Origin of the sequence: Pseudomonas reactans (assembly GCF_013387025.1) — a bacterium.
Classification (GTDB): domain Bacteria; phylum Pseudomonadota; class Gammaproteobacteria; order Pseudomonadales; family Pseudomonadaceae; genus Aquipseudomonas; species Aquipseudomonas reactans.
On sequence record NZ_JACAQP010000027.1, the window covers coordinates 1 to 25,682 of the forward strand.

19 protein-coding genes, 1 other RNA gene and 1 pseudogene are annotated in these 25,682 nt (G+C 61.1%); 5 read left to right on the forward strand and 16 right to left on the reverse strand.

The features are described 5' to 3' along the window. Positions 1-17: 17 nt before the first annotated feature. The 5 genes and pseudogenes from HX793_RS21860 to dnaX form a co-directional block, all read right to left on the reverse strand. Positions 18-155: pseudogene (locus tag HX793_RS21860) on the reverse strand (acyl-CoA dehydrogenase family protein); the annotation flags it as partial. 200 nt (positions 156-355) lie between these two features. Beyond that, complete coding sequence (gene recR / locus HX793_RS21865; RefSeq protein WP_028617479.1) at positions 356-958, reverse strand: recombination mediator RecR; 603 nt, start codon at positions 956-958, stop codon at positions 356-358. Positions 959-1,016: 58 nt separating this feature from the next. Then, the gene (curA, locus tag HX793_RS21870) at positions 1,017-2,042 is read right to left on the reverse strand and encodes an NADPH-dependent curcumin/dihydrocurcumin reductase (protein WP_177052429.1); all 1,026 of its coding nucleotides are present in this window, start codon (positions 2,040-2,042) and stop codon (positions 1,017-1,019) included. Between the two features lie 134 nt (positions 2,043-2,176). Beyond that, positions 2,177-2,515 carry a YbaB/EbfC family nucleoid-associated protein gene (locus HX793_RS21875; RefSeq protein ID WP_003175481.1) on the reverse strand — a complete coding sequence of 113 codons (339 nt, stop codon included), beginning with the start codon at positions 2,513-2,515 and terminating at the stop codon, positions 2,177-2,179. Between the two features lie 44 nt (positions 2,516-2,559). Beyond that, the gene (dnaX, locus tag HX793_RS21880) at positions 2,560-4,614 is read right to left on the reverse strand and encodes a DNA polymerase III subunit gamma/tau (RefSeq protein ID WP_177052428.1); all 2,055 of its coding nucleotides are present in this window, start codon (positions 4,612-4,614) and stop codon (positions 2,560-2,562) included. Between the two features lie 133 nt (positions 4,615-4,747). Here dnaX and HX793_RS21885 point away from each other — a divergent pair, with 133 nt between their 5' ends. Both HX793_RS21885 and HX793_RS21890 read left to right on the forward strand, forming a co-directional pair. Then, positions 4,748-5,497: a substrate-binding periplasmic protein gene (locus HX793_RS21885; RefSeq protein WP_177095728.1), complete on the forward strand. Its 750-nt coding sequence runs from the start codon at positions 4,748-4,750 to the stop codon at positions 5,495-5,497. A 55-nt stretch (positions 5,498-5,552) separates the two neighbouring features. Next, complete coding sequence (locus tag HX793_RS21890) at positions 5,553-5,924, forward strand: VOC family protein (RefSeq protein WP_177095730.1); 372 nt, start codon at positions 5,553-5,555, stop codon at positions 5,922-5,924. Here the strand turns inward: HX793_RS21890 and HX793_RS21895 are convergent. Continuing rightward, positions 5,838-6,797, reverse strand: coding sequence for a DMT family transporter (locus HX793_RS21895; protein WP_177095732.1), 960 nt, complete (start codon positions 6,795-6,797; stop codon positions 5,838-5,840). The two genes, HX793_RS21890 and HX793_RS21895, sit on opposite strands and share 87 nt — an antisense overlap. A gap of 102 nt (positions 6,798-6,899) precedes the next feature. Here HX793_RS21895 and HX793_RS21900 point away from each other — a divergent pair, with 102 nt between their 5' ends. Next, positions 6,900-7,763, forward strand: a complete 864-nt coding sequence (locus HX793_RS21900) for a LysR family transcriptional regulator (protein WP_177095734.1) — start codon at positions 6,900-6,902, stop codon at positions 7,761-7,763. Here the strand turns inward: HX793_RS21900 and HX793_RS21905 are convergent, their stop codons facing one another. From HX793_RS21905 to HX793_RS21950, 10 genes are all read right to left on the reverse strand, one after another. Then, positions 7,764-8,354, reverse strand: coding sequence for a hypothetical protein (locus HX793_RS21905; RefSeq protein ID WP_177095736.1), 591 nt, complete (start codon positions 8,352-8,354; stop codon positions 7,764-7,766). Between the two features lies 1 nt (position 8,355). Further along, entirely contained in the window at positions 8,356-9,402 is a 1,047-nt protein-coding gene (locus HX793_RS21910; protein WP_028617487.1) for an N-acetylmuramidase family protein, read from the reverse strand. Between the two features lie 157 nt (positions 9,403-9,559). Beyond that, the gene (locus HX793_RS21915; protein WP_177095737.1) at positions 9,560-11,521 is read right to left on the reverse strand and encodes an AAA family ATPase; all 1,962 of its coding nucleotides are present in this window, start codon (positions 11,519-11,521) and stop codon (positions 9,560-9,562) included. Positions 11,522-11,541: 20 nt separating this feature from the next. Beyond that, positions 11,542-11,973 carry a hypothetical protein gene (locus HX793_RS21920; protein WP_016979289.1) on the reverse strand — a complete coding sequence of 144 codons (432 nt, stop codon included), beginning with the start codon at positions 11,971-11,973 and terminating at the stop codon, positions 11,542-11,544. Positions 11,974-12,100: 127 nt separating this feature from the next. After that, positions 12,101-12,197, reverse strand: an RNA gene (gene ffs / locus HX793_RS21925) — signal recognition particle sRNA small type. A gap of 229 nt (positions 12,198-12,426) precedes the next feature. After that, on the reverse strand, positions 12,427-13,590 hold the full coding sequence (locus HX793_RS21930; protein ID WP_016979288.1) for a zinc-binding metallopeptidase family protein: 1,164 nt from the start codon (positions 13,588-13,590) through the stop codon (positions 12,427-12,429). 176 nt (positions 13,591-13,766) lie between these two features. Beyond that, complete coding sequence (ligA, locus tag HX793_RS21935) at positions 13,767-16,124, reverse strand: NAD-dependent DNA ligase LigA (RefSeq protein ID WP_177095739.1); 2,358 nt, start codon at positions 16,122-16,124, stop codon at positions 13,767-13,769. An 88-nt stretch (positions 16,125-16,212) separates the two neighbouring features. After that, complete coding sequence (gene zipA / locus HX793_RS21940) at positions 16,213-17,076, reverse strand: cell division protein ZipA (protein WP_016979286.1); 864 nt, start codon at positions 17,074-17,076, stop codon at positions 16,213-16,215. A gap of 259 nt (positions 17,077-17,335) precedes the next feature. Beyond that, on the reverse strand, positions 17,336-20,824 hold the full coding sequence (smc, locus tag HX793_RS21945) for a chromosome segregation protein SMC (RefSeq protein ID WP_177059829.1): 3,489 nt from the start codon (positions 20,822-20,824) through the stop codon (positions 17,336-17,338). 2 nt (positions 20,825-20,826) lie between these two features. Then, a complete protein-coding gene (locus HX793_RS21950; protein WP_016979284.1) occupies positions 20,827-21,486 on the reverse strand; it encodes a GntR family transcriptional regulator in 660 nt (219 codons plus the stop codon). A 280-nt stretch (positions 21,487-21,766) separates the two neighbouring features. Here HX793_RS21950 and xdhA point away from each other — a divergent pair, with 280 nt between their 5' ends. Together xdhA and xdhB are read left to right on the forward strand one after the other, a co-directional pair. Then, positions 21,767-23,215: a xanthine dehydrogenase small subunit gene (gene xdhA / locus HX793_RS21955; RefSeq protein WP_177052324.1), complete on the forward strand. Its 1,449-nt coding sequence runs from the start codon at positions 21,767-21,769 to the stop codon at positions 23,213-23,215. Beyond that, on the forward strand, positions 23,208-25,607 hold the full coding sequence (gene xdhB / locus HX793_RS21960) for a xanthine dehydrogenase molybdopterin binding subunit (protein ID WP_177052325.1): 2,400 nt from the start codon (positions 23,208-23,210) through the stop codon (positions 25,605-25,607). The genes xdhA and xdhB overlap by 8 nt, the downstream gene beginning before the upstream one ends. Positions 25,608-25,682: the final 75 nt, after the last annotated feature.

Genomic DNA, 25,682 nt, shown 5'->3' on the forward strand with positions numbered 1-25,682 from the left:
CTACTTCAGACCATCCCTAGGTACAGCTCACGGGGAAAGCTCTCCGCTTCCTCCCACTGTTCGATGTCCGGCAGCAGCTCGCGCTCGACAAAACGGCGCACGCTGTCGCGTACCAATTGGTGGCTGGGGTCGAAGTAGTCCTGGTAGGCAGACATCGGCAAGCTCCACGGTGAGGTGAAGCGAACTTACCAAGCGCTTGCTTGGTTATCAAGCCGTGCGAAAACTCTAATGACGACATAGAACCAATGTGGGAGCGGGCTTGCTCGCGAATGCAGGGTATCAGTCAACAAAGATATTGACTGATCCACCGCATTCGCGAGCAAGCCCGCTCCCACATTTTTAACGGTGTCGCCCGTTAGAGGGCGATGGGTTTGCGGCCTGCGAAGGAATGCGCCAGCGTGCCGCCATCGACCAACTCCAACTCGCCACCCAGCGGCACACCATGGGCAATACGCGAGGTGATCAGGCCTTTGTTGGTCAGCAATTGCGCGATGTAGTGCGCGGTCGCCTCACCTTCCACCGTCGGGTTGGTGGCCAGGATCACTTCAGTGAAAGTGCCCTGTTCTTCGATGCGCGCCACCAGTTGCGGAATGCCGATGGCTTCCGGCCCCAAGCCGTCCAGCGGCGACAGGTGACCCTTGAGCACGAAGTAGCGGCCGCGATAACCGGTCTGCTCCACCGCGTACACATCCATCGGCCCTTCGACAACACACAGCAGTGTGTCGTCACGACGCGGGTCGGCGCATTGCGGGCAGAGTTCTTCTTCAGTGAGGGTGCGGCACTGGCGGCAGTGGCCGACACCCGTCATGGCCTGGCTCAAGGCCTGGGCCAACCGGGCGCCGCCGCTGCGATCACGCTCCAGCAGTTGCAGTGCCATACGCTGGGCGGTTTTCTGGCCCACACCCGGCAAAATACGCAGGGCGTCGATCAGTTGGCGAATCAGGGGGCTGAAGCTCATGGGCGAAGGGTCCGACAAAACAACGAGACGCGGTTTATACCCGCGCCCCGGATAAGCGTCAAATGCGCACGACCAACTTGCCGAAGTTGCGCCCTTCCAACAAACCGATAAAGGCCTCGGGTGCCTGCTCCAGGCCCTCGACCACATCCTCGCGGAACTTGATCTTGCCGTCGCGCACCCACGGCGCCATGGCGCTCTGGAACTCGGGCTGGCGATCACCGTAGTCATCGAACACGATAAAACCCTGGATGCGCACGCGCTTGGTCAGCAGCGTGCGTTGCAGGGCCGGCAGCCGGTCGGGGCCACTGGGCGCTTCATGGGCGTTATAACCGGCGATCAGCCCGCACAGTGGAATGCGCGCCTTGGGATTGAGCAGCGGCACCACGGCATCGAACACCTTGCCGCCGACGTTTTCAAAATAGATGTCGACGCCCTTGAAGCACGCGAGGGCCAAATCATTGGCGAAGGTGGCGCTCTTGTGGTCGATGCAGGCATCAAAGCCCAACTCGTCCACCACATAGCGGCACTTGTCTGCGCCCCCCGCGATGCCGACCACGCGCAAGCCCTTGAGCTTGGCCACCTGCCCCACCACCGAGCCCACCGCACCCGACGCTGCGGCGACGACCAGGGTTTCCCCGGCCTTGGGCTGGCCAATGTCCATCAGGCCCATGTAGGCCGTCATGCCTGGCATGCCCAGCACACCCAGGGCCATTGACGGGCTGGTCAACCCCTTGGGCACCGGCATCAAGTTGCTTCCATCGGAAATGCTGTGGCTCTGCCAACCGGTCGAGCCGACAACCACGTCACCCACTTCAAATTTCGGATTACGCGATTGCTCGATACGGCTGACAGCCCCACCGGTCATCACTTCGTCGATTTCCACCGGCGCTGCGTAGGACGGTGCGTCGCTCATGCGTCCGCGCATGTAAGGGTCCAAGGACAGGTACAACGTCTTCAGCAGGACCTGGCCGTCTGCCAACTCCGGCAGATTCACGCGCTCCAGGCGAAAATTTTCCGGGGTCGGTGCGCCTTGGGGGCGTGAGACCAGGACAATGCGCTGGTTCAGGGTCGGTTCTTGAGGCATGAAGGGGCTCCTTTATCGAATCCATCGGTATAGGGTGCAGACCATGCGTGCCGTGCCAGGGTTCGATCAGATTTGGCACAAACAAAAATGCCAGGCACAAGGCCTGGCATTGGAGTCTAGCCAAAACTACCGGATCAGAACGGCAGCTTCATGCCCGGTGGCAATTGCATGCCAGCGGTCACACCGCCCATTTTTTCCTGGCTGTTGGCTTCGATCTTGCGCACGGCGTCGTTGACGGCCGCGGCGAACAAGGCTTCGAGCATTTCCAGGTCATCTTCACCAACGCCTGGCAGCACGCTTGGGTCGATGCTCACGCGCTTGATGTCGTGACGACCGGTCATCACCACGCTGACCATATCGCCACCGGCTTTACCGGTGACTTCGGCGTTGGCCAGTTCTTCCTGCATCTTGGCCATCTTTTCCTGCATCTGCTGCGCCTGCTTCATCAGGCCGGCCATGCCACCTTTCATCATGGGAATCACCTCAAAAGTACGTGGATCAAGTTAGTAGCCCGGTGTCAGGACGCCTGGGGCACCGGGGCTTCGACAGGTTCAATAGTATCGTGACGGACGACCGCACCGAACTGTTGCATCATTTGCTGGATGAGCGGATCACCGTGGATCGAGTCCTCGGCCTCACGCTGGCGGTTGATACGCCGGCGGGTCGCGGCCTGGGCCGGGGTTTCCTGCTCCGGCTTGATCAGCTCGATGGTAATGGTCAGCGTACGCTCATGGTACTGGTTCAGTGCGTCATTCAGGCGACGTTGCTGGGTTGCGTTGAACAGGGCGCTGTGGGCCGGGTCCAGGTGCAACAACCAGTGATCGCCGTCAATGGAAATCAGGGTGCAGTTGGCGGCGATGCTACCGGTCATGCCGGAAATCGGCAGCTTCGGAAACAATTCCAGCCATTGCAGGGCCAAGCCAGTGGCCGGCGCGGCAGCGGGTTCCGCCTCGGGTTCAGGGGCCGGCTCGGCGGTGTGTTCGCTGGCCAGGTCGTCCAGGTAGCTGTAAGCCGAATCCATGTCCGGCTCGATGTAGTCCTCGTCCAACGGCGGCTCGTCGTCGAGGTCGATGCCCGGCGTGGCGGCTTCCACTTGGGCCACGGTCGGCTCGGGAACCGGCGCGGACACCCATTCTGGCGCGTCCGGCACCACACTGTCCGGGGTCGGCGTGGGCATTGGGGTCAGCTCGGGCTGCTCGCCGGTGGTTTCCAGCACGGGCTCCACGGCGGGCGCTTGCTCGGCTTCGACTTCAGCGTCTACCGGGTCATTCCAAGGCAGGTCTACGACCGCTTCAGGTTCGACAATGGGATCCGGCTCGGGCACCGGCGCAGCGACCACAGGCTCAGGCTCGGGCACCGCAGCGGCCGGCGCAGGCGCAGCAACCACTGGCGCGACCACCGCTGCGCCAGCCACTGGTTTGGCGGAATCAACTGTGGCCTGGCTGATCCCCACTGGCTTTAGCGGCTGTCTCGGCGCATCGGCCGAATCGGCGGGCCGGAACGCCAGCATCCGCAGCAGCACCATTTCGAAGCCGCCACGCGGGTCGGGCGCCAGGGGCAGGTCGCGGCGGCCGATCAGGCCCATCTGGTAGTAGAACTGTACATCTTCGGCCGGCAACGCCTGGGCCAGGGCCAACACACGGTCGCGGTCGCCATGGCCATTGTCGACACCCTCAGGCAGGGCCTGGGCGATGGCAACGCGGTGCAACACATTGAGGATTTCCGAGAGCACGCCATTCCAGTCCGGGCCTTGCTCCGACAAGTGGCGCACGGCTTCGAGCAACGCCTTGGCGTCGCCTTCGATCAGCGCATGCAGCACGTCGAATACCTGGCCGTGGTCGAGGGTACCAAGCATGGCGCGCACATCGGCGGCCATGACCTTGCCTTCGCCAAAGGCGATGGCCTGGTCGGTGAGGCTCATGGCATCACGCATCGAGCCATCGGCAGCACGGCCGAGCAGCCACAGCGCGTCGTCTTCGAACGGTACGTTCTCGACACCCAGCACGTGGGTCAAATGCTCGACCACCCGCTCAGGGGTCATGTTTTTCAGGGAGAACTGCAAGCACCGCGACAGAATCGTTGCAGGAAGTTTCTGCGGGTCGGTGGTGGCCAGGATGAATTTGACGTAGGGCGGCGGCTCTTCCAGGGTTTTCAACAGGGCGTTGAAGGAATGGCTGGAGAGCATGTGCACTTCGTCGATCAGGTAGACCTTGAAGCGGCCACGGCTCGGCGCGTACTGCACGTTGTCGAGCAGCTCGCGGGTGTCTTCGACCTTGGTGCGGCTCGCGGCGTCGATCTCGATCAGGTCGACGAAACGCCCTTCGTCGATCTCCTTGCACACGGAACAGGTGCCGCACGGCGTGGAAGTGATACCGGTTTCACAGTTCAGGCATTTGGCGATGATGCGCGCAATGGTGGTCTTGCCCACCCCCCGCGTACCGGTGAACAGGTAGGCGTGGTGCAGCCGCTGGCTGTCCAAGGCATTGATCAGAGCCTTGAGCACATGGGTCTGGCCGACCATTTCGCGGAACGAGCGCGGACGCCATTTACGTGCAAGAACCTGATAACTCATCGAAAACCGTCGCAACTGGGAAACAGAAGCCGGTAATGCTAGCGGAGCAAGGGGGAAATTGCATCCGGCACGCTTGCCTAATCTGACTAAGCTCATGTGACTGGCCCCGAAAAGGCCTGAACCCGGAGAGCTTATGCGCGCAGTCCTGGGCGTTTTATGGATGATTGCCACGACCAGCCTTGCAGCGCCCGCACCGCTGCGCTTCTCGGTTTCCGACAGTTGGGCGATGCCCATGGTCCAACTGGAGGACGGCCGGCCTACCCAGGGCATTTTGTATGACGTGATGTTAAGCCTGGCCACCCAGGTCGGCCACCCTGCGCAATTCCATGTACTGGCCCGGGCGCGCATCTCCAGCGCCATGGAACACGGTGATATCGATGTGCGCTGTTATGTCACCCAGGCCTGGGTCGACGACCAGTCCGGCGACTACACCTGGAGCGTGCCACTGATGATGCAGCGCAACCTGTTGGTCAGCACCCACATCCCCCCGCAGCCCATACACATCGACACGCTCGCGCCACAAGCCATCGGCACCGTGCTCAATTACCGCTACGCCACTTTGGACCCGCTGTTTGCCAGCGGCCAACTCAGCCGCGACGATGCGCGCAGCGAAGAGCAGGTGCTGCACAAACTGGTGGCCGGACGTTTCAAGTTCGCGGTAATCAATGAATGGATACTCGACCGCTTCAACCAGCGAATGCCGGTGGGCAAACGCCTGCACAAGGTGGCCGTGATCGATGAACAGAACCTGGGCTGCACCGTGCGCAATGACCCGAAACTGCCGGTGCAGCTGATCCTGCGCACGTTGTTGCGGATGAAGATGTCGGGCGAAATTGACCAGATCATCCAGCTCTACACCGGTGAGACTCCTGACAAGAACTGACAGCACCGCCTTATAGACTCGGCTCCCTCACCACACGCGCTTCCAAGGAGCCCGCATGCACACCGTCGCCCATTACTTTTTGCTCTACGTCGACAGCCCGGCCACCAGTGCCAACTTCTATAGCCGCCTGCTGGACAAGCCGCCGGTGGAACTCAACCCGACTTTCGCCCTGTTCATTCTCGACGATGGCGTGAAGCTGGGACTGTGGTCACGCCATACCGTGCAACCGGCAGCGCAGCTCACAGGCGGTGGCGGCGAAGTGGGGTTGTCCCTGGCCGACAAGGCCGCGGTGGATGCCCTGCACGACCTGTGGGTAGAGCGCGGCGCGACGATCATTCAGTCACCGACCACCCTGGATTTCGGCTACACCTTCGTCGCCGAGGACCTCGACGGCCACCGCCTGCGCGCGTTTTGCCTGAGCGACTGACCGCCAGCGCCCTTCCAGGCTGATGGCAGCCACGCTGGCCAACACGATCACACCGCCCAGCACCACTTGCAGGGCGATGCGCTCAGCCAGTAGCGTCGCCGCCATCGCCATGGCCACGGGCGGGATCAGGTACATCGCCACCGAGGCACGGCTGACCTCGACATGTTTCAACACATAACCCCAGGCCAGGTACGCCAGGGCACTGGGGAAGATCCCGAGCACCAGCACCGCGAGGTTTTCCGGCAATGGCGCCTGCATCACGGCAGCGGGCAGGCCCGGTAGATTCACGCAGAGCATCAAGGTGCCCGCCCACACCATGTAGCACGCCATCGTCAGCGGGCTATAGCGATGGGCGTAGTGTTTCTGGATGGCGAAGTACAGGCTCCACGACACCGCCGCCAGCAGGATCAACAGGCCGCGCGGGTCGATATCGCCCATGCCATGATCACCCCAGATCACCACCAGCACACCCAGCAGGCCGAGCAACACACAGCTCCAGCGCCAGAGGCTGACCCGTTCCTTCAAGCAGAAAAACGCGATCAATACGCTGAACAATGGCGCCGATTGCGCCAGCACGCTGGACGCCGCCGCCGTCACGAATTGCTGCCCGTAATTCAGGCTGGTGTGATGCAGGAACACCCCGAAAAAACTCAACACCAGCAGCCACGGCAGATCCCGCAGGCGTGGCCGACCAATGCCCATCACCAGCGCCACACCGGCCATGAACACCGAGGCGATCAAGAACCGCAGCAACGCCAGTTGGCCAGGGCTGTAGCTGTGCAGCCCCATGTGCACGCCAATCGGCGAATAGGCCCAACAGAGGATGACGCTGGCGATGACTAGCGTAAGCTTCAGGGGTGACGGGGTGTTCATCGACGGCATCCGAAAACTGAGAAGGAATGCCGTCAGTCTTGGCCCGCACAAGGCGTAGGACAATTAACCGTTTCTGACTTCTGAAATCACTGGAACTGAGCAATGGAACTGGCCCAACTGAAAATGGTGCGAGCCGTGGCGCAAACCGGCAGCGTGGCCCAGGCCGCCGTGCAACTGCATTGCGTGCCGTCCAACATCACCACGCGCATCAAGCAACTGGAAAGCGAGTTGGGCACGCCGCTGTTCATCCGCGCCGGGCGTGGGCTGGCGATCAGCGCGGCGGGGGAGATTTTCCTCGAATACTGCGAACGTATCCTGGCCCTGGTGGACGAATCCAAACGCGCCGTGGACGCCAACGCCATCCCCCGCGGCACCTTGCGCATCGGCGCGGTGGAGTCCAGCGCCAGTGGCCGTCTGCCGCCGCTGCTGGCGGAATACCACCGACGCTACCCGGATGTCAGCCTGGAACTGGTGACCGGCGCCTGGGGCGAGTTGCTCGATGACCTGCAACACCATCGCCTGGATGTGGCGCTGGTGGCCGCCGGCAACAAACGCGCAAAGCTCGAACACAGCGTGGTCTACAGCGAGCGCCTGGTGTTGATCGCCAGCGCCTCCAGCGAACCGATCCGCAGCGCCGAAGACCTGGCTGGCCGCACCTTGCTGGTATGGCCACCGGGTTGCCCCTATCGGGCAGCGCTGGAGAACTGGGTCAAGCCCCATGCCTTCAAGCCGACCATTGCCAGCTATGCCAGTTGGGGCACGATCATTGGTTGCGTGAGTGCCGGGATCGGCGTCGCCCTGGCGCCGGAAGGCATCCTGGCCCGCTATGAGCAGGCCAATCAGTTGGCGTCGTATCGCTTTTACGAATTGCAGGCAGTGGACAACCTGCTCTTCTGGCACAAGGACACCCAGCGGCATCTGGCGCGGGATGCGTTTGCCGGGTTGTTGCGTGAGACCTTTGGCTGATCAGCTTTTTGGGGCTGACAAACGGCTGTACTGATCTTGGCTGATCCACCCGATAAACGAGCGGTCATCGGCATTGATGAACTCGACCTGGGCCCAGCCATCCTTGAAAGCCAGCACACCGACCACGTCATTCTTGACGATGTAGGGGCGCTTGGCGGCCTTGGCACTTGGGGTTTTCAGCAGGTAAGCCTTGGCAGCGGATACCTGCACCAGGCCGATCCACTTCTTGTTGGCGGTCTGGGTCAGGTCCAGGCCGGTGGCGATCTCTGGCATCAGAACACTCAAGCAACCGGGATGCTGGCGACCCTGTTCCACGGTCAGGGTCACGCCGTCCGAGGAAGGCGCCACGCTGCCGGGGTAGGCAGTGTCGTTCCAGGTGGTCAGCGCTGAGGGCTTGCCTTGCAGGTAGAACGTGCAACTGCGAGTAACGCCCTCGCCCATCTCTTCCGCGTAATAGCCTTCCACCTGATGCTCAGGCGTCACCGCCAGCATCAGCCCTTCGTATTTTCCGGAATGCAACGCAGGCGAACCGGCAAATGCGGGGACAACGGCGCACAAAGACAACACACCCACTGCTAGAAAACGGATCATCTTATTTTTTTCCTTCAAGTTTCTCGTAGGCTTCTTTCATCAGGACGTCATAGTTGCCGTAGTCCTTGCCGTTATAGTTACGGGCCATCGAAGTGAAATCCTTGGCTTTCATGGCCGTCATCAACGCCGGGCTGTTAGCGCAAAACGCGAGAAACGCCTTCAGTTGATTACCGACATTCACTTTTAATGCCGCGGCAAACTCAAACACCGTTTTGTAACCGCATGAGGCGTAGTTGAAGCCCATGGTCTGAAACATGCCCCACGACGCCGACATCAACGCCGCTTCCTGGTCCAGGGCGAATGCAGTGGCCATGGTTTCCCAGGCCTTGACCTGGTCCTTGTTATTGACCTGCCACTGCGGCCCGGCCTTTCTCACATAGATGTACGAAAGCAGCGGATGCGCCTGGTCGTAGATATGTTTGGTGTACTTGCGAAATTGGTGCCCTTCAAACGCAATGATCGGCAACTTGGCCGGCCCAAAACCCGAGCGACCACCGGACTCCACCGTGGCGAAGGCCCTGATGACATTCACCGAAATGCCGTTGCCCAACTGCTTGGCGGCATTCTGAAAATCCGTATCGGTGAGCGTCATGCCGCCATCGCACGTGGCCTGCAGCATCAATTGGCGATTGCGCCGCTCAGCCTCGATCATTGCCCGCATACGGTCCAGGTACACGTTGACGGTGGCTTGCACCGCGTCACCCTGGTTGTTACCGAATGCATTCAGAAAGCTTGGAATACGCATGCTCGGAAAGGCTTTCACCGGTACCTTCACCGCCTCTTCGATCAGGCTGTTGAAGGTTTTACCGGTCGGGTCAATCACACCATCGGGGTGCGCGTATTTGAGATGACGGAACTGATACTGGCTGATGCACTGCACCAACTGACCGTCGCACTTGCCGTTTTCGGCCAGTGGGAAGCCCAGTTTGGGAATGATCAGATTGAATAAATATTGGATGCACTGCACATCGGAAGGCAAGTTGCGGGCTTTACCGGGCGCGCCTACCGAAGCACTAATAAGACGCGGCAACCCTTGCAGGCTTTTCATCACAGACATCCTTGTTAGTTAAAGAAGTGATAGCACTTCAATATCAATTCCACACCCTTGTCATACTCTGAAACAAGTGGCTGGCGGAAACTAACAAGGTGGTTTTAGGTTGTCCAGAGCGACCGCTGAAAGTTGTGAAACAGCCGAATTAAATAAGTCAGTAACCGTGAAATTCACGGGTTTTCTGATACGTGTGGAAATCAATCCACTCAACCACGTCGTAAGGCAGGTAAAGCTGCATCCGCGCCCGGGAAATGGCGATGTACACCGCGCACAGTCGCTGGTCGAACGCGTAGGCGTCCTTGAACTTCACGTTGGTCAGCAGTTCGGGCGTCAGCAGCACCCGGTCGAACTCCATGCCGCCGGCCTCCTCCGCCAACATCAGCAGGCAGCGTTTGCCGGGGACACCGCTGAGGCGGTTCAAGCGCGTGATATCGGCAACGTTGAAACCTTTTTCCAACTCGCTCTCGACCCACAGGAACGACTCGTCGTACTGGCTGGCATCGCGCACCTGTTGCCAGTCGTCCATGTCGCTGAAGTAAGCATGGGGGCCGTTGTCGTTGTGCTCGTTGCTGTAGAACTCTGGCTTGAACAGCGCGATGACGCTGATCATGAAGCGCTGCAGATCCTGCTGCGCGGCACTGTCGAAGAAGCCAAACGGGCAGTTAGCCTGTTGCAACTGGATGGCCCATTTCATGGTGTCCCAAGGGGACGCGGTCAACACCACGCAGCCTTCGGGCGGCACGAAACCCTGAGGGTAATGCTCAATGCCAACGTCGGCATCCCGCGCGCCTTCGAAGGGTGTCTTGCCCTTCTGCGAGTGCACGCTGATCAGCGGGTTGACCAGGCGCTCGACGTTGCGGCCCGAGCGCACCGAGTAATTGATGTCGGTGTGCCGGACTTCGCGCTTGCGCCTGACCATTACACCGCTGGCCAATTGGTACTCATCGCCAAGGGTGATCAGCACTTGCCGGCCGCGTTCGATGATCTGCAACAACGAAGGCGGAATGTCCTGGCTTTCATCGATCAGCACATGGGTGTAGCGCGGCGGCACCACGCATCCATCGAGGCTCGCGCGCTTGATCAGCAACAGGGCTGCGAAGGCCGTCTGACCGGCCCACTGCGGGTTGGCTTGAACGTACGTCCACAACCGGCTGGAGTACTCCAGCAACGCCTGGGCATCCACGCTGGACAGAGGCTGTTTGAAATGCGGCAAATGCCTGGCCGACAGACTGTGATGGTTGGAGTGGCAGTAGCTGTCGAGCACCTTCAGGCAGATATCGAGCGTGGCCGCGCCATCGTGTCCGCGCCAGCCATGGATATTCAGGGTCTGGGAGACTTCGTGTTTGCCGGGCAACCGAGTTGGCGTGGCCTGCGCGGAGGGGCGCTGCCCCTGCAACAGCGCCTTGGCGAAGGCGGCGAAGGTCGAGCCGGTCTTGCTGTCCTTGGCCAGCCCCATGCGCTCACGCAGGGTGGCGAGTTTTGCTCCGGTGCGCGCCAGTATCAAGGTCTGGGCGGGCCGCAGGCACTCCATCAAGGCGCCGAGCAGGTGGCTCTTGCCGATGCCGGCGTAGCCCTGGACATGCAGGTCTTCGTTCAGGTTGGCGCGGAAGGTCCGCACCAGCTTGTCCTGCGCCGGGCTGAGCCAGCGCTCGCGGTGCCGGGGCGTGACCATCTGCTGGCTGAATGGATCGTTGCTGCGCAAATGGCGGACCTTGTAGCCGATATCCCATTTACCCGTAGGCAGCAGGTAATCCCGCGCCGCGACTTCTTCAGCCGAGAGCAGGCGCAGATTGACGGTTTTAAGGGCATTGAAGCCGAAGTACAACTTGCGTGGATCGAACAGCCGCTGGGCTTCGGAGAGCAAGGTCGCGGGGCCCTCTACCTGCGTATCCACTGCCCAATCGAGCAACTTGGCCAAGATGCGCTCGGCACCCGCGCAGGTCAGGTCCTTTTCCGCCGCCTGGGCCAGGTTCTGGATAACCAGCACCGCGGCCAGCTCCGGATCTGTCAGACCGACCAGGGCCGTGGCAGCGTCAGCGCCAAGCAGGGCCGTGCAGGTTTCCTCCGTGACAGGCAGGAAGACGGGGCTGGATAAATCAAAGTGTTCCGGTTGCATAACGCCTCGCCGCCAGGGAATCAGGCATTGCCCTGACCGCCCAGTTCAAACCGATACTCCCCCAGGGAGCCCGACATACCGCCGCAATGAGGGCCTGCGTCAGCCGTAGCAGCCATCGCGCTGACCTGCTGCTGGAGTTCGAAGACCGCCATATCCAGCAGCCGGCGCAGGTCCTCGGCGCTCTGTGCGGCTACATTCAATTGCAGCGTATAGGCGCCCGTAAGAGGCGGCGGCACTGGATCGGCGGGCGGTGCGGGCTCATTGGCCACCTCCCCCGTCCGGATCATTTCCGCCTGGCTGAGGATTTCCGCGTGCTCGTCGTCCATAAGGTCCAGCACCCGCGACAATTCCAGGGTCTGTTCAGGATGGGATTGAATGCGGTCCTTGATCTCCAGGCGCCGCATCTGCCACTCCCGCAGCTTTTCGCGCGTGAGGTCGTCGACTTTTTCCACGTGTATTGTCTCCGGATGCCAGGCACTGGAGTATGCCGCCATGGACTGCCCGATGGCAGATGGCTTGAAAGCATTTTTTTGAATTGATTTTGAGGAGGTGTTGCAAGGAAGAGCGTTATGGAGGCAACCCCACCAGCCACACCCCGGCACACAATGTTCCCGCTGTGGCTGCTGCCTTCCGGCTCTGACCAGGTTCACGGGTAATCGTTGCGGGGGGACCGATGGGGTCACCATAACGACGCCTGCCTCTCGGCAAGCGGGGCCATTGTACCGATCTCATCGGAAGTTACAACCGTTGGGGGCGGATTAAAAATATTCGATGGTTCAAGCACTTGACTGGTGGATTCACATAATTCTCCGTAGGAGCGAGCTTGCTCGCGAAAAACTAGAGAGCGTCTCGATAAACCAGGAACACTGCGTCATCGTTGACGTTCTTCGCGAGCAAGCTCGCTCCTACAAAAGAACGGCTTCGTCGGCTCGGCCACCTTCTTCCTGAATCACCAGGTGGATGAAGTGCAGCTTGGCAATCACCGCCGGTGGCAGCACAAAGGGATAGAAATCCGGCTGGCCCATGCTGCGCGACAGTTCATTGAGCATGCCGGCCAGTTCGATCCAGGCGTTGACGAACGACAGGAATGCCACGCCGCCAGGGTGCTCGGGGTCGTAGAGGGTGGTGAGCGGGAATGGCTGGTAATCCAGGTCCATTTCGCGGGCGCTCATGCCAAAGCCGAGGGCGGTGTCGACGGCGTCCATCATGTGCAGGTAATGCGCCCAGGTTTCGGCCCAGTCTTCCCAAGGGTGCATGGTGGCGTAGGCACTGACACAGGTTTGCTGCCAGTCCGGGCGTGGGCCATTCTGGTAGTGCTGATCGAGGGCGTCGGCGTAACTGGCGCGTTCGTCGCCGAAAAGGTGGCGAAACGATTCAAGCCAATGGGTATTGGCGATCAGCCGGTCCCAATAGTAGTGGCCGACTTCATGGCGAAAGTGCCCGAGCAGGGTGCGGTAAGGTTCGCGCATTTGCACGCGGACTTTTTCGCGGTGGGCGTCGTCGGCTTCCTTGATGTCCAGGGTGATCAGGCCGTTCGAGTGGCCGGTCATGGGGGCATTGCCTTCCAAGTCGATACCCACGAAATCGAAGGCCAGGCCGGTATCTTCGTCGACGCTTTTGGGCACCACCTGCAAACCCAGGCTGATCAGTTGCGCCACCAGACGGCGCTTGGCAGTTTCGACTTTGCGCCAGCGTTCGTGGTTTTCCGGGATCGATAAGTCAGGAATGGTGCGGTTCAGGCTGCACGCCACGCACAGCGGCGCGGTGCTGTGCGCCGGAATCAGCCAGTTGCAGGCGGCCGGCGTGTCGAGGTTGGCACAACGGCGGAAAGCGCCGGCGTCGAGGTTGCCGTCCTGTAGCCAGGTGCCTTCGACCGGGCCGGGTTGCAGGGAGGCGAGTCGACTTTGTTGGGGTTGATAGCCCAGCAGGGCCTGGCAGGCCAGGCACTGGCTGTTGCGAAAGAACAGCGATTGGCCACAACGGCACTGCCAAACTTTGCTGTCGCGGGAGCTGCCGGCTACGAAGGGGGCTGCAATGCGCGAACTGAGTTGCTCGAAGTAGCGGAACATGGCGATCTCTCCCTGGGTGACTGAGACTAGATCATTTCCCGTTACCGATCGTTCAACATGCCTTCTGTAGGAGCGAGCTTGCTCGCGAAGAACGTCAACGATCACGCAGTGTTCCTGGTTTATCGAGGCGCTCTCAAGTTTTTCGCGAGCAAGCTCGCTCCTACAGTGGGATCGGTTCAGACGGTGATGTTGTGCTTGGCGAGGAAGGCGACGAAAGCCTCTTCGTCCAATACCTTCAGGCCCAACTCGCTGGCCTTGGCCAGCTTGGAACCGGCGCCCGGCCCCGCCACCACGCAGTGGGTTTTCGCCGACACGGAACCCGCCACCTTTGCGCCGAGGCTTTCGAGTTTTTCCTTGGCCACGTCGCGGCTCATCAGCTCCAGGGAGCCGGTGAGCACCCAAGTATGCCCCGCCTCCGGCAAGCCTTCGACGACTTTCTTCTCGCTGTTCCAATGCATGCCGAAGTCTTTGAGCTGCTGCTCGATGGCCAGGGCGCGGCGGGCATTCTCGGCGTTATCGAAGAACTCGCGCACGGCCTTGGCTTGTTTCTCGGGCAGGGCCTGGCGCATGTCCAGCCAGTCGGCCTTGATCACGCCTTCAAGGGTGACGAATTTATCCGCCAGCTTCTGCGCCGCGCCGGGGCCGACGCTCGGTACGTGCAGCTTGTCGAGCAACCCGCCCAGGGTGGTGCTGGCGGCGAACTCGGCACTCAGGTCGCCCTGCTCCTGCAATTGCAGGCCACACTCTTGCGGCGACAGCAGCGCGCCGATCACGTCCTGGTTATGGCTGTCTTCAAAGAAACTATGAATCTCATGTGCCACTTCCAGGCCCACGTCCGGCAAGTACGTCAGCACTTCCGGCAAGGCCTTCTGCACGCGCTCCAGCGAGGCCAGGGAGCGCGCCAGCACCTTGGCGGTCTCCTCGCCCACATCGGGAATGCCCAGGGCGTAGATAAAGCGCGCCAAGGTCGGGGATTTGCTGTTTTCGATAGCGGTGATCAGTTTCTTGCTGGAAATGTCGGCAAAGCCTTCCAGGTCGATGATCTGTTCGTACTTGAGTTTGTAGAGGTCGGCCGGCGAGCCAATGAGCTTTTCATCCACCAACTGCTCGATTGTCTTGTCGCCCAAACCATCAATGTCCATGGCGCGGCGCGAGACGAAATGGATGATCGCCTGCTTGAGCTGCGCGCCACAAGCCAGACGCCCGACGCAACGGTATACCGCGCCTTCGCTGACGGTTTCCTTGCCCTTGCTGCGCTTGACCAGTTGCGTGCGCTCCACGTGGGAACCACACACCGGGCAGCGCTCGGGGATCGGCACCGCACGGGCGTTCTCCGGGCGGCGCTCAAGCACCACCGAGACTACCTGTGGGATCACATCCCCGGCGCGGCGGATGATCACGGTATCGCCGATCATCACGCCCAGGCGCGCCACTTCATCCATGTTGTGCAAGGTGGCGTTGGACACGGTGACACCCGCGACCTTGACCGGTTTAAGGCGCGCCACCGGCGTGACGGCACCGGTACGGCCGACCTGGAACTCCACGTCGAGCAATTCGGTCAGCTCTTCCAAGGCAGGGAATTTGTGGGCGATGGCCCAGCGTGGTTCGCGGGCACGGAAACCCAGTTCACGCTGGGAAGCGATGCTGTTGACCTTGAAGACCACGCCGTCAATCTCATACGGCAGGCTGTTACGGCGCTCGCCAATATCGCGGTAGTAGTCCAGGCAATCCTGGATGCCCTTGGCCAGCTTCAGCTCATGGCTGATGGGCATGCCCCATTTCTGCAACTGTTGCAGGTTGCCGATGTGGGTGTCGCTGATATCAGTGGTCACGCCGTAGCAGCAGAATTCCAAGGGTCGGCTGGCGGTGATCTTCGAATCCAACTGACGCAGGCTGCCGGCAGCGGCGTTGCGCGGGTTGGCGAAAGTCTTGCCGCCTACTTCCAGTTGCGAGGCGTTGAGCCGCTCGAAACCGGCCTTGGACATGAACACTTCACCGCGCACTTCCAGGGTCGCCGGCCAGCCGCTGCCGTGCAGTTTCAACGGGATATTGCGCACGGTGCGTACGTTGACGCTGATGTCTTCGCCGGTGGTGCCGTCGCCACGGGTTGCGCCGCGTACCAGTTCGCCGTCCTGATACAGCAGGCTGACCGCCAGGCCATCCAGCTTAGGTTCGCAGCTATATTCCACCACCGCGCCACCGCCAAACAGATCGCCGGCCGGCAGGTCGAGGCCTTCGGTGACCCGGCGATCGAATTCCAGCATGGTTGTTTCGTCAAAGGCGTTGCCGAGGCTGAGCATGGGGGTCTCATGCTTGACCTGGGTGAATGCCGACAACGCCGCACTACCGACCCGCTGCGTCGGAGAATCGCGCGTGACCAGGTCCGGGTGCTCGGCCTCGAGGGCCTTGAGTTCATGGAACAGCCGGTCGTACTCGGCGTCCGGGATGCTCGGCTCGTCGAGGACGTGGTAGCGGTAGTTGTGCTGATCCAGTTCAGCGCGCAGTTCGAGGATGCGGGTGTGGGCGGCGGTCATGGGTGTTCTCTCAGAAAGCAAAAGAGCAGCCGAAGCTGCTCAATATGTTAGTGCGCTTATTCTATCCGACAACGCCGAGGAGCAATCCTCAGCGTTTTTGTGTCAGGGCGCGACGCTCGAACTCGACGATGCGCTGACGGTAATGCTCGATGGTCTGGGCGGTCAGGACGCTGCGCTGGTCGTCCTTGAGTTCGCCATTCAGTTCCTGGGACAGCTTGCGGGCTGCGGCCACCATCACGTCGAACGCCTGTTTCGGGTGACGTGGGCCTGGCAGGCCAAGGAAGAAGCTCACCGCTGGAGTGCTGAACAGGTCGATATCGTCCAGGTCGAAGGTGCCCGGTTTGACCGCGTTGGCCATGGAGAACAGCACTTCGCCGTTGCCGGCCATGCTTTCGTGGCGGTGGAAGATATCCATCTCGCCGAAACGCAGGCCGCTTTCCAGAATATTTTGCAACAAAGCCGGGCCCTTGAAGCCGGCGGCGTCGCGGCAGATCACGCTGATCACCAGCACTTCTTCGGCGGCAGGCTGGTCGTTCACGGATTGGCGCGGCGCGTTCTTGCCAGCGTTTTCATCCGGGAAATCATCGTCGCGGCTGCTGAAGCTCGGGCCGTCATCAACGTCCAGGTCCAGGTCGGCCTGGCGCGGTTCGGCCACCACCGGCGCGGCGCGCTTGCCACGTTTGGAAGACGGCTCGCGGGCTTCACGCACCGGCGCGCTCATCGACGGCAAGTCGTGCTCGTCCAGTTGCGGTTCTTTATGGGTATCCAGGACACGGGGCGGCCCCAGCAGCTCGGCGCTGCCGTCGTCGTCAGGCAAGTTGGACAGGTTGCGGTCCAGACGGAATTTGAGCTTGCCCTTGCCACCGCGCATGCGGCGCCAGCCATCAAAAAGAATACCGGCAATGACAATAATGCCGATGACGATCAGCCACTCGCGCAGACCGATTTCCATGTAATCCCGTGCCTCTAATAAAAAATGCTGAAAAATAAGGGGTTTAGCAACGTGCAAACCGCTTTAAAACGTGGCGCCAACTCTATGTTCTGACTGACGTTTTGCCCACGCATACGAAAATTTGACATTAAACTAGCACGACCAAAGATAACTTTACACCGTCTGTCAAAATGCCTTGAACAAATATGTCCATTTGCCACTTTCGCCAGACCGGTAAAGCGTCTTACCGCGTGCTATAAAAATTCTGTCCCGGCATGGATCAAGACTCCACCATTGCCATCGCTTCTTCCACATCCACCGCCACCAGACGCGAACAGCCCGGTTCGTGCATCGTTACGCCCATCAATTGATCCGCCATCTCCATGGCGATCTTGTTGTGGGTGATATAGATGAACTGCACGGTCTGGGACATCTCTTTGACCAACCGCGCGTACCGTCCAACGTTAGCGTCATCCAGCGGGGCGTCAACTTCGTCGAGCATGCAGAACGGCGCCGGGTTCAACTTGAAGATGGCAAATACCAGGGCCAATGCGGTCAGGGCTTTTTCGCCGCCGGACAACAAATGGATGGTGCTGTTCTTCTTGCCCGGAGGCCGCGCCATGATCGTCACCCCTGTATCGAGTAGATCTTCGCCCGTCAGTTCCAAGTAAGCGCTGCCACCGCCGAAAACTTTTGGGAATAAAGCCTGTAAACCGCCATTAATCTGATCAAAGGTATCTTTGAAGCGGTTACGGGTTTCCTTGTCGATCTTGCGGATCACGTTTTCCAGGGTGTCCAGGGCTTCGACCAGGTCGGCGTCCTGGGCATCCAGATAACGTTTACGCTCGGACTGTTGCTGATACTCGTCGATGGCCGCCAAGTTGATCGCGCCCAGGCGTTGAATACGCGCAGCAATCCGCTCAAGTTCTTCTTCGGCTTCTTTCTCGTTGGCCTGGGCGGTCAGGGTATTGAGCACGCCGTGCAAGTCGTAGCCGTCTTCCAGCAACTGGTCTTGCAGGGTTTTGCGGCGCACGGTCAGGGCTTGCCATTCCATGCGCTGTTGTTCGAGCTGGCCACGGATCAGCTGGGATTGCTGCTCGGCCTGGGTGCGGCGTTTTTCAGCGTCGCGTAACTCGCGGTCGGCGTCTTCCAGGGCGATCTGCGCAGTCTTGAGTTCTTCGTCGACGGTCATGCGCTTGTCGAGCAATTCTTCAAGCTTGAGGCGCAGCTCTTCCAGCGGCGCTTCGCCCTCTTCCAGGTTGAGGCTCAGTTGTTCGCGCTTTTCGGTGAGGCGCTCGGACTGCATCTCCAGGCGTTCAAGGGCCTGGGCCGTGGACGCGTGCTGGGCCTTGAGCGAGCCCAAGCGCACTGCCAACTGGTGAGCGTGATCCTTGTGCTGACGGGCTTCCTGACGCACGCGGTCGAGGCGTTCGCGCAGGCTGTCGCGCTGGGCCAGCAGCAGTTCGCGCTGCTCGGTGTCCAGCGCCATGCTGTCGAGGGCCTCCTGCAATTGCAGGCGTGCTTCGCCGACCTGTTCGTGTTCCAGGGCGCGTTGCTCGCCCATCTCGGCGACTTCTTCGTCGAGGCGGGTGCGGCGCAGGGTCAGTTGCTCGACCTTGGCTTTGCTGGCGGAAAGCTGGGCTTTCAGTTCGCCTTGCTGGCGCGCTTCGTCCTGCAGCAGGCGGCGCAGGTGTTCGCGGCCGGTCTCTTGCTGGCGCTGAGTGGCGCGCAGGGTTTGCAGTTCGGTTTCCAGGCTTTCCAGGGTGGCTTCGCGTTCTTCGCGTTCGGCGATCAGGTTGACGATTTCCTGGCCACGGGCCAATACGCCGCTTTCGGCTTCACTGGCGCGACGTACGCGCAGGAAGTGCCGGCCGACCCAGTAGCCGTCGCGGCTGATCAGGCTTTCACCGGCCGCAAGTTGGCCGCGTTGGGCCAGAGCCTGCTCAAGGGATTCAACCGGCTTGACCTGGCCCAACCAGGGTGACAGATCAATCGCCGCTTCTACCTTATCCAACAGACTGCCCGGCACCCGCGTGCCATCGACGGCCGGGCTGAGCAGACGCAAATCGCCTTGGGCAAAACCGGCCAGATCGAAACCAGCGAAGTCGTCGACCAATACGGCTTGCAGATCGGCGCCGAGCACGGTTTCTACCGCCAGTTCCCAGCCTGCTTCCACTTTCAAGCCTTCGGCCAATCGTGGGCGCTCGGCCAGATGCTGATCGCGCAGCCATTCGGCGGTGCCGGTGCCTGGGTCCAGCGCGGCTTGCTGCAAGGCTTCCAAGGATGCCAAGCGACCGTTGAGCCGCTGCAAATCACCCTGGGCCTGCTGCTGCGCCTGGGTCGCCTGTTGCAGCTGCTGACGCAATTGCTCCAGGCGCTCCACTTGTTGCTCTTCACTGGCTTCCAGCTCTTCCAGCGTCATTTCGCTTTCGGCCAGTTGCTCGCTCAGCTCCATGATCGCCGCGTCTTCCGGGTCGGCGGACAGCAGTGCACGCTCTTCCTGCATCCGGCGCTGGCGCTCGGCCAAACGCTCCATGCTGGTTTCCAGTTGCTGGATGCGCGACTGCTGCACCTCGGCCTGGCGGCGAGGCTCGGCGGATTGCAGGTTGAAGGTGTCCCACTGCTCCTGCCAACCATGCATGGTGGTTTCGGATTCTTCCAGGGCGGCGGCGGCTTCTTCGGCGGCGGCGCTGGTGATTTCCTGCTCAGGGGTGAGCATGTCCAGCTCTTCGCCAAGGGTCAGCAGCAAGGTGCGGTCGTGGCCCAGGTGGGATTCAGTCTCCAGGCGTGCGCGCTCGGCTTCCTTCAAATCATCCTGCAATTGGCGCAGGCGCTGCTGGCCGTGCTGGATGCTCTGCTCGACGCGGGCAATGTCGCCTCCCACCGAGTAGAACCGGCCCTGCACCAGATTGAAGCGTTCGGACAGGTCATGGTGACCGTCACGCAGGCGTTCGATGCTGGCGTCGGCGTTGCGCTGCTCGGCCACCAGGGCTTCAAAGCTGATTTCCTGGGTGCCGATGATCGCTTCACGCTGGCCGACCTGATCATTCAGCGCCTGCCAGCGCAGGGCCGAGAGTTGCGCCTTGAGCTGGCGTTCTTCGCCCTTGTATTCCTGATACTTCTCGGCGGCCTGGGCCTGGCGGTGCAGGCGTTCAAGTTGACGCTCCAGCTCTTCGCGCAGGTCAGTCAGGCGGGCGAGGTTTTCATGGGTGCGGCGAATACGGTTCTCAGTCTCGCGGCGGCGCTCCTTGTACTTGGAGATGCCGGCCGCTTCCTCGATGAAGTTACGCAGGTCTTCGGGCTTGGCTTCGATCAGCTTGGAGATCATGCCCTGCTCGATGATCGAGTAGCTGCGCGGGCCCAGGCCGGTGCCGAGGAAAATATCGGTAATGTCCCGACGGCGACACTTGGTGCCGTTGAGGAAGTAGCTGTTCTGGCTGTCGCGCGTCACTTTGCGGCGAATGGAGATTTCCGCGTAGGCCGCGTACTCGCCGATCAAGGTGCCGTCGGAGTTATCGAACACCAGTTCGATGCTGGCCTGGCTCACCGGCTTGCGGCTGGTGGAGCCGTTGAAGATGACGTCGGTCATCGACTCGCCACGCAGGTTCTTGGCCGAGCTCTCGCCCATCACCCAACGGACGGCGTCGATGATGTTCGACTTACCGCAACCATTGGGCCCGACCACCGCCGCCATATTACTGGGGAAGTTCACCGTGGTCGGGTCGACGAAGGATTTGAACCCCGCCAGTTTGATGCACTTGAGCCGCACGTTTAGGCGTCCGCCAACGCAGCGATGACCAGCGAGCAACTACGTTCGCCGTAGGCCGACAGCACTTGGCGGATCTGCGGCAGGTCACGGGCCAGTACGGCGGCGAGCAGTTGCTCGAACAGCACCAGGTACTCGCTCATGGACGCCTTGCGTTGATCCAGCGCCAGGTAGTAAGCGCGGTTCATCGCCGGTTGCAGGTTCTCGACGGTTTCTTGCAGGTACGGGTTGTTGGCAAACGGGTACGCGGCGCGCATCACGTTGAAGCTTTCTTCGACGAAGGCACGGATGTCCTGGCGTTCGAAGCTGGCGATCAGGCGCTGCTGGATCTGCATGAACGGCGCCATGTCGGCCTGGGTCTGCCAGCCTTGGGCCACCGCGTTGCCGAGCAGGATGTACAGCTCGCCCATCAAGGTGCACAGGCTCTGCACCTTGTGCGCCGTGAGTTCGGTGACGTGGGCGCCACGGCGCGGCAGGATCGCGATCAGGTGGCGACGTTCGAGGATCAGCAAGGCTTCGCGCACGGAACCACGGCTGACATTGAGTGCCAGCGTGACCTTTTGCTCCTGGATCCGCTCCCCAGGCTTGAGATCGCCGCGAATGATGCGTTCGGCGAGGTGGTGAGCAATTTGCTCGGCGAGACTGTCCGGCGCCTTGAACGTCATGTTTTCCCTTCAAAATCTTCTATCGGTACAAGCGCGGCAGTGTAGCGCATTGGCTGGCTGATGGCGCTACGCCCACCTTTCAGAATTTGGCACGGAATAAGCAATGATGAACACCCACAAGCCCCCAAAAACGCCGGTTCCAGAAGACTGGACCATAATTGAAAGTGTTGCGACTGCATTTTCTTGACCTTCTGGTCAGAAAATCGTTGACCGAAAAGTCAGACATGACTAGATTCGGCGCAAAGCGGTTAACAACAATAATGAGTCTGCGAGGCCTTCCGTGATCCAGTTTTTACTTAACCAGGAACTCCGTAGCGAGCACGCCCTGGACCCCAACCTGACGGTGCTCAACTATCTGCGTGAGCATCTGGGCAAATCCGGCACCAAGGAAGGCTGCGCCAGCGGCGATTGCGGTGCGTGCACCGTGGTGGTCGGCGAACTGCACACAGATGATCAAGGCGCCGAGCAGATCCGCTATCGCAGTCTCAATTCGTGCCTGACCTTTGTGTCGTCGTTGCACGGCAAGCAACTGATCAGCGTCGAAGACCTCAAGCACCAGGGCCAACTGCACAGCGTCCAGCAAGCCATGGTCGAATGCCACGGCTCGCAATGCGGCTTTTGCACCCCAGGCTTCGTGATGTCGTTGTTCGCCCTGCAAAAGAACAGTGATGCGCCCGACAGCCAAAAAGCCCACGAAGCCCTGGCCGGCAACCTGTGTCGCTGCACCGGGTATCGCCCGATCCTTGCGGCCGCCGAACAGGCCTGCTGCAACAAACCCCAGGATCAGTTCGACAGCCGGCAGGCCGAGACCATTGCCCGCCTCAAAGCCATCGCGCCGACGCAAACCGGTGAACTCAACAGCGGCGACAAACGCTGCCTCGTGCCGCTGACCGTCACCGACCTGGCCGACCTTTATGACGCCTACCCGCAAGCGCGCTTGTTGGCGGGCGGCACCGACCTGGCGCTGGAAGTCACCCAGTTCCACCGCACGCTGCCGGTGATGATCTACGTCGGCAACATTGAAGAAATGAAGCGCATCGACGACTTCGACGACCGCCTGGAAATCGGCGCCGCCACCGCCCTCTCCGACTGCTACACCGCACTGCACCATGAGTACCCGGACTTCGGCGAGCTGCTGCACCGCTTCGCCTCCTTGCAGATCCGCAACCAAGGCACCCTGGGCGGCAACATCGGCAACGCCTCGCCGATTGGGGATTCACCGCCGCTGTTGATTGCCTTGGGCGCGCAGATCGTCTTGTGCAAAGGCGAAACCCGCCGCACCTTGGCGCTGGAAGATTACTTCATCGACTACCGCGTCACCGCGCGCCAGGACAGCGAGTTCATCGAGAAGATCATCGTGCCCAAAGGCCACACGCTGTTCCGCGCCTACAAAGTCTCCAAGCGCCTGGACGATGATATTTCCGCCGTCTGCGCCGCGTTCAACCTGAAGATCGAAAACGGCGTGATCAACGAGGCCCGCGTCGCGTTCGGCGGCATGGCTGCCACGCCAAAACGCGCCAAAAGCTGCGAAGCCGCGTTGGTTGGCGCCACCTGGAACTCCGCCACCGTGGAAAAAGCCTGCGCCGCCCTGGCCGAGGATTTCACCCCGTTGTCGGACTTCCGCGCCAGCAAGGAATACCGCCTGCTCAGCGCGCAGAACCTGCTGCGCAAATACTTCATCGAACTGCAAACGCCGCACATCGAGACTCGGGTGACCGCTTATGTCTAACCATCACGCCGTCGTTAAAACCCAGGCCGAACTCACCGAGCTGTTCGCCCAGGACCTCACTTCCGGGGTCGGTCGCAGCGTCAAGCATGACAGCGCCGCCAAGCACGTGTCCGGCGAAGCGCAGTACATCGATGACCGCCTGGAATTCCCCAACCAACTGCACCTGTATGCGCGGATGTCCGACCGCGCCCACGCCCGCATCCTCAGCATCGACACCGCGCCCTGCTACGCCTTTGAAGGCGTGCGCATTGTCATCACCCACGAAGACGTGCCGGGGCTGAAAGACATCGGCCCATTGATGCCGGGCGATCCATTGCTGGCCATCGACACCGTGCAGTTCGTCGGCCAGGTCGTGCTGGCGGTCGCCGCCCGTGACCTGGAAACCGCGCGTAAGGCCGCCATGGCCGCCGTGATCGAATATGAAGACCTGGAACCGGTGCTGGACGTGGTCGAGGCCTTCCGCAAGAAGCATTTCGTGCTGGACAGCCACACTCACCAACGCGGCGATTCGGCCGGCGCCTTGGCCACCGCAAAAAACCGCATCCAGGGCACGCTGCATATCGGCGGCCAGGAACACTTCTACCTGGAAACCCAGATCTCCTCGGTAATGCCCACCGAAGACGGCGGCATGATTGTCTACTGCTCCACGCAGAACCCCACCGAAGTGCAGAAACTGGTGGCCGAAGTGCTGGACGTGTCGATGAACAAAATCGTCGTGGACATGCGCCGCATGGGCGGTGGTTTCGGCGGCAAGGAAACCCAGGCGGCCAGCCCGGCGTGCCTGTGCGCGGTGGTTGCACGCCTCACCGGTCAGCCGACCAAGATGCGCCTGCCGCGCGTCGAAGACATGCTGATGACCGGCAAGCGCCACCCCTTCTATATCGAATATGACGTGGGCTTCGACGACACGGGGCGCCTGCACGGGATCAACCTGGAGTTGGCGGGTAACTGCGGCTGCTCGCCGGACCTGTCGAACTCGATTGTCGACCGTGCGATGTTCCACTCCGACAACTCGTATTACCTGGGCGACGCCACGGTCAACGGCCATCGCTGCAAGACCAACACCGCCTCCAACACCGCTTATCGCGGTTTCGGCGGGCCACAAGGCATGGTCGCCATCGAGGAAGTGATGGACGCCATCGCCCGCCACCTGGCCCTCGATCCGCTGGCCGTGCGCAAGGTCAATTACTACGGCAAGACCGAGCGCAACGTCACCCACTACTACCAGACCGTCGAGCACAACATGCTCGAAGAGATGACCGCCGAGCTTGAAGCCAGCAGCCAATACGCCGAGCGCCGCGAAGCGATCCGCCTGTACAACGCCCACAGCCCGATCCTGAAAAAAGGCCTGGCGCTGACCCCGGTGAAATTCGGCATTTCGTTTACCGCCAGCTTCCTCAACCAGGCCGGTGCGCTGATCCATATCTACACCGATGGCAGCATCCACCTGAACCATGGCGGCACCGAGATGGGCCAGGGTTTGAACACCAAAGTTGCGCAGGTGGTGGCCGAAGTGTTCCAGGTCGAAATCGACCGCGTGCAGATCACCGCTACCAACACCGACAAGGTGCCCAACACCTCGCCAACGGCGGCTTCCAGCGGGGCCGACCTGAACGGCAAGGCTGCGCAGAACGCCGCCGAAACCATCAAGCAACGCCTGGTGGAATTCGCCGCACGCAAGTACGACGTGAGCGAAGCAGACGTGGAATTCCACAACGGCCATGTGCGCGTGCGCGATCAGATCCTCACCTTCGAGGCGCTGATCCAACAGGCGTACTTCGCCCAGGTTTCGCTCTCCAGCACCGGCTTCTACAAGACCCCGAAAATCTTCTATGACCGCAGCCAGTCGCGCGGTCGGCCGTTCTACTACTTCGCGTTCGGTGCGGCCTGTTGCGAAGTGATCGTCGACACCCTGACCGGCGAATACAAGATGCTGCGCACCGACATCCTCCACGACGTCGGCGCCTCGCTGAACCCGGCAATCGACATTGGCCAGGTCGAAGGCGGCTTTATCCAAGGCATGGGCTGGCTGACCATGGAAGAGCTGGTGTGGAACAACAAGGGCAAGCTGATGACCAACGGCCCGGCCAGCTACAAGATCCCGGCCGTGGCGGATATGCCGCTGGACCTGCGAGTGAAGCTGGTGGAAAACCGCAAGAACCCGGAAGACACGGTGTTCCACTCCAAGGCCGTGGGCGAGCCGCCGTTCATGCTCGGGATTGCTTCGTGGTGCGCGATCAAGGATGCGGTGGCGAGCCTGGGTGACTATCGCCATCAGCCCAAGATTGATGCGCCGGCGACACCGGAGCGGGTGTTGTGGGGGTGTGAGCAAATGCGCAAGTTGACGGCGGCGAAGGTGGTTGAAGCTGATACCGAGATGGCTTCGCTTTAGACCGAGGCGCGGCCTTCGCGAGCAAGCCCGCTCCCACATTTGTAATGCATTCCCATGTGGGAGCGGGCTAGCTCG

Bases quoted from the DNA above. Each gene is read 5' to 3' on its own strand.
- recR (WP_028617479.1), bottom strand. From the start codon at position 958: ATGAGCTTCAGCCCCCTGATTCGCCAACTGATCGACGCCCTGCGTATT.
- curA (WP_177052429.1), bottom strand. From the start codon at position 2,042: ATGCCTCAAGAACCGACCCTGAACCAGCGCATTGTCCTGGTCTCACGC.
- HX793_RS21875 (WP_003175481.1), bottom strand. From the start codon at position 2,515: ATGATGAAAGGTGGCATGGCCGGCCTGATGAAGCAGGCGCAGCAGATG.
- dnaX (WP_177052428.1), bottom strand. From the start codon at position 4,614: ATGAGTTATCAGGTTCTTGCACGTAAATGGCGTCCGCGCTCGTTCCGC.
- HX793_RS21885 (WP_177095728.1), top strand. From the start codon at position 4,748: ATGCGCGCAGTCCTGGGCGTTTTATGGATGATTGCCACGACCAGCCTT.
- HX793_RS21890 (WP_177095730.1), top strand. From the start codon at position 5,553: ATGCACACCGTCGCCCATTACTTTTTGCTCTACGTCGACAGCCCGGCC.
- HX793_RS21895 (WP_177095732.1), bottom strand. From the start codon at position 6,797: ATGAACACCCCGTCACCCCTGAAGCTTACGCTAGTCATCGCCAGCGTC.
- HX793_RS21900 (WP_177095734.1), top strand. From the start codon at position 6,900: ATGGAACTGGCCCAACTGAAAATGGTGCGAGCCGTGGCGCAAACCGGC.
- HX793_RS21905 (WP_177095736.1), bottom strand. From the start codon at position 8,354: ATGATCCGTTTTCTAGCAGTGGGTGTGTTGTCTTTGTGCGCCGTTGTC.
- HX793_RS21910 (WP_028617487.1), bottom strand. From the start codon at position 9,402: ATGAAAAGCCTGCAAGGGTTGCCGCGTCTTATTAGTGCTTCGGTAGGC.
- HX793_RS21915 (WP_177095737.1), bottom strand. From the start codon at position 11,521: ATGCAACCGGAACACTTTGATTTATCCAGCCCCGTCTTCCTGCCTGTC.
- HX793_RS21930 (WP_016979288.1), bottom strand. From the start codon at position 13,590: ATGTTCCGCTACTTCGAGCAACTCAGTTCGCGCATTGCAGCCCCCTTC.
- ligA (WP_177095739.1), bottom strand. From the start codon at position 16,124: ATGACCGCCGCCCACACCCGCATCCTCGAACTGCGCGCTGAACTGGAT.
- zipA (WP_016979286.1), bottom strand. From the start codon at position 17,076: ATGGAAATCGGTCTGCGCGAGTGGCTGATCGTCATCGGCATTATTGTC.
- HX793_RS21950 (WP_016979284.1), bottom strand. From the start codon at position 21,486: ATGACGTTCAAGGCGCCGGACAGTCTCGCCGAGCAAATTGCTCACCAC.
- xdhB (WP_177052325.1), top strand. From the start codon at position 23,208: ATGTCTAACCATCACGCCGTCGTTAAAACCCAGGCCGAACTCACCGAG.